Raw genomic sequence first — 12,344 nt, forward strand, 5'->3', positions numbered from 1 at the left:
AGATTTTCTAAAGGTGGGCTGATTGTTGTAGATAGCTCATAGGCTCCAGAAAGGAGAGTTATGCAATATATTGATGAAAAGATAGATGAAGTAAGAGATGGGGTTTATGCTGTTTTACCTCTTCGTGATATTGTTGTCTTCCCCCATATGATTGTTCCACTTTTTGTGGGCCGCGAAAAATCAATTCGTGCTCTTGAAGAAACGATGGCGGTTGATAAGCAAATACTATTGGTGACACAAAAAAATGCTTCTGATGACGATCCAAAATCAGAGGATATTTATCATATTGGTACATTTGCTAATATTCTTCAACTTTTAAAGCTTCCTGATGGTACTGTAAAGGTTTTGGTTGAAGGAACTGCACGTGCAAAAATTAGTCAATTTGCTTTAAGTGAAGGTTATCATCAGGCTTTTGCAACTGTTACAGAAGAACCTAGAGAGAGTGATGTTGAGATTGAAGCTCTTTCAAGGTCAGTGATTACTTATTTTGAAAACTATGTAAAGCTTAATAAAAAAATCTCTCCTGAAGTTGTGAATGCGATTGGCCAGCTTGATAATCCTTCTAAGCTTGCCGATACGATTGCTTCTCATTTGATGATTAAACTTGCAGAAAAACAGGAAATATTAGAGCTCTTACCTGTGCGGGCCCGTCTTGAACGTGTTTTGTCCTTCATGGAAGGAGAAATTTCTGTTTTGCAGGTTGAAAAACGTATTCGTTCGCATGTTAAAAGGCAAATGGAAAAAAACCAACGAGAATATTATCTCAATGAGCAGATGAAGGCTATCCAAAAAGAGTTAGGAGCAGGTGATGATAGCCGAGATGAACTCTCTGAATTAGAAGAGCGTATCAAGAATACAAAACTATCCAAGGAAGCGCAGGAAAAAGCTGGAGCAGAATTGAGGAAATTACGGAATATGTCTCCGATGTCTGCAGAAGCGACAGTTGTACGTAACTATCTTGATTGGTTATTAGCAATGCCTTGGGGTAAAAAATCTAAGATTAAAAACAATTTAGATTTTGCTGAAAAGGTCATGAATAATGAACATTTTGGTCTTGAAAAAGTTAAGGAGCGAATTATTGAATATTTGGCCGTACAAAGTCGCGCGTCAAAGATAAAAGGTCCCATTATTTGTTTGTTAGGTCCTCCAGGTGTAGGGAAAACATCATTAGCGCGCTCTATTGCAAAGGCAACGGGACGTGAGTATGTTCGTATCTCATTGGGAGGTGTCCGAGATGAAGCAGAAATTCGTGGACATCGCCGAACATATATTGGCTCGATGCCTGGAAAAATTATCCAGTCTATGAAAAAAGCAAAAAAATCTAATCCGCTTTTCTTGCTTGATGAAATTGATAAAATGGGCCAAGATTTTCGTGGCGATCCTTCATCCGCTTTATTAGAAGTTCTTGATCCTGAACAAAATGGTACATTCATTGATCACTATTTGGAAGTTGAATATGATCTTTCTGATGTCATGTTTATCACAACTGCCAATACGCTTAATATTCCAGGTCCGTTAATGGATCGTATGGAAATTATTCGTATCGCTGGTTATACTGAATGTGAGAAAATGGAAATTGTTAAACAGCATCTTTTACCAAAGGCACTAAAAGATCACTGTTTGTCTAAAAAAGAACTCAGTATTTCTGATGGAGCACTAAGGTCAATTATTCAGTTTTATACACGTGAGGCAGGCGTTCGTAACCTTGAACGTGAACTCATGAAAATTTCCCGCAAATCCGTTACAAAAATTCTCAAAACACATCAAAAATCTGTAAAAGTTACAGAAAGTAATATTCATGATTTCTTGGGTGTTAAACGTTATCATTACAATCAGATTGAAGGAGAAAATCAAGTTGGTGTTGTAACAGGTCTTGCGTGGACAGAAGTCGGTGGAGAGTTATTGACCATTGAAGGAGTTATGATGCCCGGCAAAGGGAAGATGACTGTAACTGGAAATTTACGTGATATTATGAAAGAGTCCATTTCAGCGGCAGCATCTTATGTACGTTCTCGTGCTGTTGATTTTGGTATTGAACCTCCACTTTTTGAAAAACGCGATATCCATGTTCATGTTCCAGAGGGTGCGACACCAAAAGATGGCCCATCGGCTGGGATTGCAATGGTGACAGCAATTGTTTCGGTCCTTACAGGAGTAGCTGTGCATAAAGATATTGCAATGACTGGTGAAATTACTTTACGTGGACGCGTTTTACCCATTGGTGGATTAAAAGAAAAACTCTTAGCAGCTCTTCGAGGAGGGATAAAAAAAGTACTTATTCCTGAAGAAAATGCAAAAGATTTGGTTGATATTCCTGATGATGTCAAAAATAATATGGAAATTATTCCGGTAAATCATGTGAGTGAAGTTTTGAAACACGCTTTGGTTCGTTTTCCAGACACTATTGAATGGAAAGAGCCCTCTGCAGGGGCTGTGCCAATCCGGTCAGAGAGCAGTGATAGTGAAGGAATACAGATTGCGCACTGATTCACTTATCTCATTTATAACGGCATTTTTTAGGTGGTAGAAGGTGTTGTTGAGGTTATTATTCTGTTTTTTGTTGGAAAAAGTGAAAAATTCCGTGAATAACTGTGATTATTGCTAAAAAAACAATGTTTTGGATAAAAATAAGACTTCTGTTTGCTGTACTTTTCAATAAACTGACCAATAACATGATTAAGTCATGTTCAGGTAATATAGGGAAAGGAAATATTTTATGAATAAAAGTGAATTCGTTAGCTCCGTTGCTGAAAAGGCAGGTGTTTCGAAAGCGCAAGCTGGTGCTGTTGTTGATGCTTTTATGGCTTCTGTAACAGAAGCTTTGGCTTCAGGGGGGGATGTTCGTCTTCCAGGTTTTGGCACTTTTGAAGTTTCTCATCGTGCTGCAACAAAGGGGCGTAATCCTTCAACTGGTGCTGAAATCGATATTCCAGCACGTTCTGTACCCAAATTTTCTGCAGGAAAAAGCCTTAAAGAAGCAGTTAATAAAAAATAATTTAAGCTACATTAAAAAAACCCGATTTATTTATAAGCGGGTTTTTTTAACACATGTGTTATGCTTGTTTTTCACATAAAACTTTGAGATCCTTGCGATATTTTTATTTTCATGTATTGCTGGAAATATATTGTTTTTAGTCATTAAATCATATTAAATTATTGATAGCGGTAAAGTTTTTTATAGCCAAAAGTTATTTTACAGCATCTACATAATTGAATAAATGATGAAACGTAGGGTAGTATTTATTGATTGGGGGAGACAGTCTTTAAAAGGCTTTAGAATGATTTTTTCACGAGAGTCATAAAGATCTATTCAGTAGGAAAGAGGCGAATCGTGTGTTTTTTATAAACAGGAGCTCTTTGATTCTTTATTTGCTAACCACTGAGTACAATCATTGAGAGCTCTCGCTGTTATGGCTTGTTTTTTTACTAATTTTTTTTCTTTACTTGGTAAACGTTTCCCTGAATGTTTAATAGAAGCAATAGGGGGAAAAAGTCCGAAATTGATATTCATTGGCTGAAAAGACTGTGTTTCTGCTTTTTCATCTATGATGTGTCCCCCCGTAATATGATTCAAAAGGGCTCCGAATGCTGTAGTTTGTGGGGGTAGGCAAGGGGAAATATGATGATATTCGGCAGCAGCAAAACGTCCAGCAAGAAGCCCTATTGCCGCTGATTCTACATAACCTTCACATCCGGTAATTTGCCCTGCAAAGCGTAGTTGTTTTTTTTGTTTTAAACGAAGGGTTTGATCAAGAATAATTGGCGAGTTGAGGTAGGTATTGCGGTGAAGACCACCAAGACGCGCAAACTCTGCTTTTTCAAGACCGGGAATCATTCTAAAAATGCGAATTTGTTCACCATATTTCAATTTTGTCTGAAAGCCGACCATATTATAAAGCGTTCCAAGTTTATTATCTTGGCGTAATTGAACGACAGCATAGGGTTTAACTGTAGGGTTATGGGCATTAGTTAAGCCCATAGGTTTCATAGGACCATGTCTTAACGTTTCAAGTCCGCGCTCAGCCATAATTTCAATGGGGAGGCATCCATCAAAATAGGGCGTTTTTTCAAAGTCACGAAACTCTGTTTTTTCAGCATTTTTTAACGTTTCAACGAATGTTTCATATTGTTCTTTGTTGAGGGGACAATTAAGATAGTCTTTTCCTGTTCCCTCAGGACCAATTTTATCATAGCGAGACTGATACCAACAAATGTTGATATCAATACTGTCGGTATGGATAATAGGTGCAATTGCATCAAAAAAAGAAAGAGCTTTTATACCGGTTATTGCTTGTAATTTTTGAGCAAGTGCAGGCGATGTAAGGGGGCCTGTTGCAATGACAACATGTTTCCAAGCTTTAGGAATTTCTTGAACTTCTTCACGTTTGATTGTTATAAGAGGGTGGTTTTCAAGTGCTGTCGTAACGGTTTTTGAAAATCCATCACGGTCAACAGCAAGAGCACTACCTGCGGGAACTTTGTTGGTATCAGCAGCTTTCATAATTAACGATTTTGCTAATCGCATTTCAGCATGTAAAAGCCCTACGGCATTTGTTAATGAATCATCGCAACGAAACGAATTTGAACAAACCAGTTCTGCCAATTTATCGGTTTTATGGGCATCTGATTTTTTTTCGGGTCGCATTTCATGCAAAACAACAGAAATTCCTGACTGAGCGATTTGCCAGCTTGCTTCACACCCCGCAAGACCGCCACCGATGATATGAATTGGGATATCAAATGTCTTTAACATAATTGACTTTTAGCGTAAGCAGTTATGTATGAAAAGCATAGATTTTGTTTTTTTTAATATATTTGTTTGCTTTTTTTCTGTAATTAATGGTATAGAAACGCCGCTTGTATAAGGTTATTAGCTTGTAAGTTTGAGCGGATGTGGCGAAATTGGTAGACGCACCAGATTTAGGTTCTGGCGGGAGACCGTGGGGGTTCGAGTCCCTCCATCCGCACCAAAGCAATCCCTTAAGTGCTACGGATTTCTACGTGTCTGAAATTCCGCTTCATGGTAAATGTAACACTCGAAGTGTTAGAATGTAATGATTATTAGAGTGGGTTGATCCCTCTCCTTAGAAAAATGAAGGTGTTTAATGCAGGTTACCGAGACGCTTAATGAAGGACTGAAGCGCGAAATTAAGATCGTGGTTCCAGCGAAAGATTTAGAAGAAAAGTTGAATGAACGATTGGATGATACCAAGGGAAAAATCAAGCTTAATGGTTTTCGTCCCGGTAAAGTGCCTAGTGGGCATTTGCGAAAAATGTATGGTAAATCCTTTATGGCGGAGATTCTCAATGAGATACTCAGTGATGCACCCCGTTCTATTTTAGCGGACCGCAATGAACGTGCAGCGATGCAGCCAAAAATTGATATAGATGAAGATGAAAAAATTCTAGATGGCAAAGCTGATTTTACTTTTAGTTTAAAGTATGAAGTTTTACCAAAAATTGACATTAAAGATTTTGAACATATTACGGTTATCCGTGAAATTGCAATTATTCCTGAACAGGATATTGATGATCAAGTCAATCGCGTCCTTTCTTCTACGCGTAATTATTCTCTAAAAGAGGGGAATTCTGAAGAAGGTGATCGCATTACCATAGATTATCAAGGTAAGCTTGAAGGCGTTCCATTTGAAGGTGGGGCAGATAGTGATGCACAACTGATTCTTGGGTCAAAACAATTTATTCCTGGTTTTGAAGAGCAATTGGTTGGTGTGAAAGCTGGGGATGTAAAAACGATTTTTGTTAAATTTCCTGATAATTACAGTGCGGCACATTTGGCGGGACGGGAAGCAGAGTTTGACATTACTGTCAAAGCTGTCTTTAAACCAGATGAATTAAAAATTGATGATGAAGCAGCGCAAAAAGTTGGTTTAGAGTCTCTAGATCGCTTACGTGAGGTCGTTCGTGGGCAGATTGAAAGCCAATATGGTTCAGTGACACGTCAAAAAGTTAAGCGTCAAATTCTTGATGCTTTAGATGCTGATTATAATTTTGAGATTCCTGAAGAACTTTTAGAGGTTGAGTTTAACAATATATGGGCTCAGGTTAATGATGATTTGAAAAAGGCTGGGCGCAGTTTTGAAGATGAAGGTATTACAGAAGAAAAGGCACGTGAGGAATATCGTGTCCTTGCGCAGCGTCGTGTTCGTCTTGGTTTGGTGCTTTCTGAAATTGGAATGAAGGTTGGTGTTAAAGTTAGTGAGGATGAGCTAAAAGCAGCAGTTTTTGATCAGGTTCGCCAATATCCAGGACAAGAGAAAGAGATTATGGATTTTTTCCGTAAGACTCCGGAAGCTGTTGAAAATCTACGTGCTCCGATTTTTGAAGAAAAGGTCATTGATCATTTATTAGCACAGATAAAAGTCACAGATAAAGAAGTGACGGTTGAAGAGTTGATGAAAGAATATGACGAATTAGATGTCCCTGAAGAAAAGCCGGCAAAGAAAAAGTCTGCAGTGAAAGAAACGTCTACAGAGAAAAAACCCGCTAAGAAAAAGGCTCCTAAAAAAGCTTAATATTTATGCAAACAACACAAGCCCGATAAAATCGGGCTTGTGTTGTAAGATTTATATCCTAGGATTGCACTGAGAGAATGGTTTTAGATAAGCCATGAGTGAATTTTAAAATATTGGTAGTGGATTGGCAATGAGCATCATTGATACGCGTACTCCTGATTCTAAGCGTTTTATTTCTGGAGTTACAGGTGATTGGGAAGTCATCATTGGCATGGAAGTTCATGCGCAAATCATATCAAATTCGAAACTTTTTTCAGGAGCATCAACCAAATTTGGTGCAGAGCCGAACAATCATGTATCACTTATTGATGCAGCCATGCCAGGTATGTTGCCTGTTCTTAATCAAGAATGTGTTCGTCAAGCGGTTCGAACGGGGTTAGGATTAAAGGCGCATATTAATTTAAAATCTGTTTTTGATCGCAAAAACTATTTTTATCCAGATTTACCGCAGGGGTATCAGATTTCTCAATTTCGCTATCCCATTGTAGGAGAGGGAAAGATTATTATATCTGTTGGTCCAGATTCAAATGGCCAATTTGAGGATATTGAAGTGGGAATTGAGAGGTTGCACCTTGAACAGGATGCTGGAAAATCGATGCACGATCAACATCCAACGATGTCTTTTGTAGATCTTAATCGTTCTGGTGTTGCTCTTATGGAAATTGTTTCCAAGCCTGATATGCGCTCATCAGATGAAGCTAAAGCCTATATGACAAAATTGCGTACGATTGTTCGTTATTTGGGCACTTGCGATGGCAATATGGATGAAGGTTCTATGCGTGCAGATGTCAATGTATCTGTTCGTCGTCCTGGTGAAGGTTTTGGAACGCGCTGTGAAATTAAAAACGTTAATTCTATTCGCTTTATTGGTCAAGCAATTGAATATGAAGCGCGTCGTCAGATCGCAATTTTAGAAGATGGAGGCGTCATAGATCAAGAGACTCGGCTTTTTGATGCCGCTAAAGGTGAAACGCGCTCTATGCGCTCAAAGGAAGAAGCGCATGACTATCGTTATTTTCCTGATCCTGATCTTTTACCATTAGAATTTGATCAAGCATTTGTGGATGCTTTGGCAGCGGACTTACCAGAATTGCCTGACGCTATAAAAGCACGTTTTGTTAAGGAAATGGGATTGACAGTGTATGATGCTTCCATTCTTGTGACAGAAAAGGCTATTGCTGATTATTTTGAAGAAGTAGCACGTGGGCGTGATGGAAAAATAGTTGCCAATTGGGTGATTAACGACCTTTTAGGGGCTTTAAATAAAGATAATCGTGAGATTGAAGAGTCACCAGTATCGCCAAATCAATTGGGAAGCATTATTGATCTTATAAAAGAAGGAGTTATTTCTGGAAAAATTGCCAAAGATCTTTTTGAGATTATTTGGAATGAGGGGGGAGATGCACGCCAAATTGTAGAAGAACGAAATATGAAGCAGGTAACGGATACAAAGGCTATTGAAAGAGCTGTTGATGAGATCGTTGCCAATAATTCTGATAAAGTTGCGCAAGCAAAGCACAAACCTGCTTTAGCTGGTTGGTTTGTTGGACAGGTAATGAAAGTAACAGGTGGTAAGGCAAATCCCCAAGCTGTTAATGAATTGGTTAAGATGAAACTTGGCATAGATTAAATTTTATGGGGTGGAGAAGAAGCCATACATATGATATCTTCTTGAAATTAAAGGATAGCACGTTAACCTATCAATTGGAATTGTAGTTGAATTTACTAGTAACTTTTTCGATAATTTCAATCGTTAATAATTTTATTCCAACGATTAATTTCATGAGCGCACTAAATGAATGGAATAGCAGATGGTTCGTTTTTTTAAGCAAATCTTCACATGGTGGAATGGCAATACCATTGGTACGCGTTTTTTCACATGGCGCAAAGGTAAGCGGATAGGGGAAGATCAATTTGGAAATATATATTATGAAGGAGGACTTCATAAGGATGGTTATCCGCACCGTTGGGTTATCTATAAAGACTATTCTGAGGCCTCTACTATTCCACCAGGTTGGCATGGCTGGATTCATCATCGCTGTGAGTGTCCACCAACACAAGAGGATTATCATCCTTATGAATGGGAAAAGCCTCATGTTGCAAATATGACAGGAACAAGTGAGGGCTATCGACCAAAGGGAGCTATCACCTCCAATGGAGAGCGTTCTTGTGTGCATGAAGATTATGATGCGTGGTCACCTAAAAAATAACATGTTTTAATGTGCGTGTGTATTTTTGTCTTATTTGACTCTATGTTATGAAAAGAATTATTTTTTAAGGTGCGATTGATTTTGATATGATGAGATTTTTTTTATTGTTAGGGGCGAGGCATTTTTTTTATATTTTTTTTATGGAAATTTTAGTGTTTTTATCCTTAAATAATGGGGTGCGGGCTGAGCGTATTAGCAATGGAATTGCTGTTTTTGCAGGTCTTGACAAAATCACGGGACGGACCACACGTTTTGAAGTTACTCTTGGTAAAATTTATCAGTACGGCGCATTACAGGTAACACCACGTGCGTGTTATACGAGCTCTAAAGATGAACCCACGCGTACAACTGGTTTTGTTGAAGTCAATGAAGTAACATTAGATAAAAAAATACGGCGTATTTTTACAGGATGGATGTTTGCAGATAGTCCTGGTTTGAACGCTGTTGAGCATCCTATTTATGATGTGTGGTTAAAGGATTGCAAGCAGAATTCTCAAGATCGTTCTCTTCAATAATTAGTGTGTTATCTATTTATAATACATTGATTTATAATGGTCCTTTATCATTTTACAACTTAATAGCAAATTCCTATGATTACCTCATTTAATTTTTTTTATATTGAATAATCCAAATTATTCTCTTGCGCGTTACAAGTGTCGGATGTGTCAATACGACTGTCTAAAAAAGGAATAAAAAATTCCGTCATGAACTGTTTAAATTCAAAGATGCATTATTAGAATCAACATATTTTTTCAGTGTTTCATAAGAGACAGTTCTTGAATTATATCTGTTAAAGGTTGAAATGAAAGGCTTGTTTATATTTGTTAAAGAGATGAACTGACGCTTTTGCATGTATGAGGGAAACAGATTATCAAGTAAGTAATTCATCATGAAACACTAATTATTATATCTAGAGAACACTGTATTGGTATTTTTCTCATAGAGATGTCGTTTTTCGTTCAAAGCATAGAAGCAATGCAGGCCATATTAATGGAAAAATTGAGATTTAAGATTCTTTAAAGTTTATCAATCGAAGTATAGCTTGGTTAAAAAATGCAATAATCAATATATTTCTAGTAAGAAAATAATGTTTATATATTTTTATTATACACCACCTCATAAGTGAGTTTGTCTATTCGTAAGTTCTTGTATATTGCATGGTAACTTCACATTTAAGTAAGTAGGATACCACTAAGTTTGTAAATCATATTCTTGATATCCATGCTTTTTAAAATCTTTTGTATAAAATACACGTGTTTTCATATAGAGCTATTGAAAATTTAAAAAGGGGCTTCGAAGAGGCGTTGAAAAGATTCTGCATCACTGGGAATGGTATATTTATTTTGTATAAAAGAATAACCCATTTTCTAAAAAATACGAGATTTTATACAATGAAAGTTTCTAGTCACCAACATAATGATGTTTCCCGATTGCCAAAACAACCTAAAGAACCCTTATTGAATGTTCCATTTATTATAGTTGTTTTGATAGCATTTTGTTTTTGTCTTTATTGCATTTCTCAGTATTTTTTTTCTCATCATGTTTATGTTGAAAGTCTTGAGCTTTTTTCATTTATACCAGCATTGTTTAAGAGGGATCCTGTAGCATTTTGTTATACCATGGTGAGTTATTCATTTATGCATAGTAGTTTTAAACATGTTGCTCTTAATATGGTTTGGCTTTTGGTTTTCGGCTCTCCTTTAGCAAGGCATTTTGGTGTTTTACGTTTTTTAATTTTTTGGGTGTTAACGGCAGTTATTTCTGTTTTGACTTATTTTACATTTCATCAAGAAAGTACCATATCACTTATTGGGGCGTCAGGTGCCGTATCTGGAATGATGGGTGCTATTGCACGTTACGGTTTTCCTAGTGGTAATCTAGCTGTCAATGCGCAGAACGAAAAACTTTTAGGACCTTTATTATCTGTCAAAAAAGCTCTGTGTTCTAAGGGGGTTCTTGTTTATATGAGTGTATGGCTGACGACTGATTTGATCATAGGTATTTCTTCTATTTTGTTTGAAGAAAATGGCATCTCAATAGCATGGGAAGCTCATATTGGCGGGTTTTTTGCGGGTTTTTTGTTGGTTGGTTTTTTTGATGTTTCACAAAAAATTAAAAACTAGAATCTAAGATATTGATGTGCCACATAAAGAGCTATTGTTGCTGCATTTGAAACATTTAATGATTTAATATTTCCAGGCATGTCAAGGCGTGTTAAAGCGCAAACGGTTTCGCGTGTTTTTTTACGTAAACCTTTACCTTCTGCTCCTAAAACAAGAGCAATTTTATTCCCTGTTAATGCTGTTTCTAGAGGTTGGTCACCTTCTGAATCGAGACCAAAGCTTGTAAAACCTGTTTGATGAAGTTCTTGAAGAGCTTCAGCAAGGTTTCGTACGGTAATATAATGAATCATCTCCAGAGCTCCAGATGCCGCTTTCGCAAGAACACCGCTTTCGTGGGGAGAGTGACGGCAAGTTGTAATAAGTGCTTTAGCTTTCAATGCAACTGCAGAGCGCATAATAGCGCCAACATTATGTGGATCGGTAATTTGATCCATGACAATGACCAGATCAGTATTGGTTAGTTCCGACAGTTTGCATGGTTTGAGGGGGAGAGTTTCCAAAACAATACCTTGATGAACAGCCTCACTTCCAACAAGCGAATCAAGATATTTGGGGGTGCATAATATAACAGAGCAAGGATAATCTGATTCGGATATATTTAATCGTTTTAAGGCATTTTGTGTAACGTAAAGACATTTTAAAATTCTTTTTGGGTTTTCTAAAGCAGCCTGAACAGAATGAATGCCATAAAGATGGATGATCTCTTGCTGTAAAGAAGCAGCTTTCTTCTTTGGGTGTGTAAAAGATCGAGAAGGAGAGCCTTTTGTATCGCGATATCGGCGACGCAAACGAGCATAATGAGAATTTTGTGATGTTTTTTCTTTCATAGCTTCTTTATAACGTGTTAATAAGAAAAATAGAGAGAAAAAATCTATGATTTAAAATTATGAGCAGGAAATTTGTACAGAATTGTATTTATTCTGTTGACAGATACAATAGTAATCGTCATAACCACTTCGCAATCAGATTGAATTGAATGGGTATTCAAGGTGGTTGTCGTGATGTCTCATTGCGCGACTTTATCGGTGTAATGGAGGGGTGCCCGAGTGGTTAAAGGGGGCGGACTGTAAATCCGTTGCGTATGCTACGTTGGTTCGAATCCAACCCCCTCCACCATTCATCGAAGGAGAGTTAGTACGTGGGTCATGCGGGTATAGCTCAATGGTAGAGCAGCAGCCTTCCAAGCTGAATATGCGGGTTCGATTCCCGCTACCCGCTCCAAGTGGTTGTTGGTGATTGGGCAAATAGGTATGATGGAGGATATTCCATTTATAGATTTGGTGGGGTTTTCCGTCTAAGAGTTGTGGTGATTGGGCTGTTTACAGTCTGGTCAGACTTAAATTTTGCAGAATTGTCCCTAGGTGCTAATAAAAATAGGGAATAAAACAAGAGATTAATAGCAATGGCGAAGAGCAAGTTTGAACGAACAAAACCGCATGTTAATATTGGTACGATTGGTCACGTTGATCATGGGAAGA

9 protein-coding genes, 3 tRNA genes and 1 pseudogene are annotated in these 12,344 nt (G+C 37.6%); 11 read left to right on the forward strand and 2 right to left on the reverse strand.

The window, feature by feature from the left end; translation table 11 throughout:
- Positions 1-60: 60 nt before the first annotated feature.
- Together lon and ACFIQC_RS02355 are read left to right on the forward strand one after the other, a co-directional pair.
- Positions 61-2,487 carry an endopeptidase La gene (gene lon, locus ACFIQC_RS02350; RefSeq protein WP_375640064.1) on the forward strand — a complete coding sequence of 809 codons (2,427 nt, stop codon included), beginning with the start codon at positions 61-63 and terminating at the stop codon, positions 2,485-2,487.
- A 229-nt stretch (positions 2,488-2,716) separates the two neighbouring features.
- On the forward strand, positions 2,717-2,995 hold the full coding sequence (locus ACFIQC_RS02355) for an HU family DNA-binding protein (protein WP_375611283.1): 279 nt from the start codon (positions 2,717-2,719) through the stop codon (positions 2,993-2,995).
- 345 nt (positions 2,996-3,340) lie between these two features.
- On the opposite strand, the gene trmFO is transcribed toward ACFIQC_RS02355, so the two are convergent.
- Positions 3,341-4,753: a methylenetetrahydrofolate--tRNA-(uracil(54)-C(5))-methyltransferase (FADH(2)-oxidizing) TrmFO gene (trmFO, locus tag ACFIQC_RS02360; RefSeq protein WP_375620771.1), complete on the reverse strand. Its 1,413-nt coding sequence runs from the start codon at positions 4,751-4,753 to the stop codon at positions 3,341-3,343.
- Positions 4,754-4,887: 134 nt separating this feature from the next.
- Between trmFO and ACFIQC_RS02365 the strand changes: the two genes are divergently transcribed.
- The 6 genes from ACFIQC_RS02365 to ACFIQC_RS02390 all read left to right on the forward strand — a co-directional run bounded on the left by ACFIQC_RS02365 (position 4,888) and on the right by ACFIQC_RS02390 (position 10,866).
- Positions 4,888-4,970: transfer RNA gene (locus ACFIQC_RS02365), tRNA-Leu, on the forward strand.
- Between the two features lie 135 nt (positions 4,971-5,105).
- Positions 5,106-6,533 (forward strand): trigger factor, encoded by a 1,428-nt coding sequence (gene tig, locus ACFIQC_RS02370; protein WP_375620772.1) that lies wholly within the window; start codon positions 5,106-5,108, stop codon positions 6,531-6,533.
- Between the two features lie 130 nt (positions 6,534-6,663).
- Complete coding sequence (gene gatB / locus ACFIQC_RS02375; protein WP_375620773.1) at positions 6,664-8,163, forward strand: Asp-tRNA(Asn)/Glu-tRNA(Gln) amidotransferase subunit GatB; 1,500 nt, start codon at positions 6,664-6,666, stop codon at positions 8,161-8,163.
- A 181-nt stretch (positions 8,164-8,344) separates the two neighbouring features.
- Positions 8,345-8,743: an NADH:ubiquinone oxidoreductase subunit NDUFA12 gene (locus tag ACFIQC_RS02380; protein WP_375620774.1), complete on the forward strand. Its 399-nt coding sequence runs from the start codon at positions 8,345-8,347 to the stop codon at positions 8,741-8,743.
- An 89-nt stretch (positions 8,744-8,832) separates the two neighbouring features.
- A complete protein-coding gene (locus ACFIQC_RS02385; RefSeq protein WP_375620815.1) occupies positions 8,833-9,258 on the forward strand; it encodes a DUF2155 domain-containing protein in 426 nt (141 codons plus the stop codon).
- Between the two features lie 876 nt (positions 9,259-10,134).
- Positions 10,135-10,866, forward strand: a complete 732-nt coding sequence (locus tag ACFIQC_RS02390; protein ID WP_375620775.1) for a rhomboid family intramembrane serine protease — start codon at positions 10,135-10,137, stop codon at positions 10,864-10,866.
- Here the strand turns inward: ACFIQC_RS02390 and ACFIQC_RS02395 are convergent.
- The gene (locus tag ACFIQC_RS02395) at positions 10,863-11,693 is read right to left on the reverse strand and encodes a TrmH family RNA methyltransferase (protein ID WP_375620776.1); all 831 of its coding nucleotides are present in this window, start codon (positions 11,691-11,693) and stop codon (positions 10,863-10,865) included. The two genes, ACFIQC_RS02390 and ACFIQC_RS02395, sit on opposite strands and share 4 nt — an antisense overlap.
- A 205-nt stretch (positions 11,694-11,898) precedes the next feature.
- Here ACFIQC_RS02395 and ACFIQC_RS02400 point away from each other — a divergent pair.
- The 3 genes and pseudogenes from ACFIQC_RS02400 to ACFIQC_RS02410 all read left to right on the forward strand — a co-directional run.
- Positions 11,899-11,982 (forward strand) — tRNA-Tyr (locus tag ACFIQC_RS02400).
- A gap of 31 nt (positions 11,983-12,013) precedes the next feature.
- Positions 12,014-12,087 (forward strand) — tRNA-Gly (locus tag ACFIQC_RS02405).
- 181 nt (positions 12,088-12,268) lie between these two features.
- Positions 12,269-12,344 (forward strand): annotated as a pseudogene (locus ACFIQC_RS02410) (elongation factor Tu); the annotation flags it as partial.

The organism is Bartonella sp. AA126HLJHH, from assembly GCF_042197425.1.
Lineage (GTDB): Bacteria > Pseudomonadota > Alphaproteobacteria > Rhizobiales > Rhizobiaceae > Bartonella.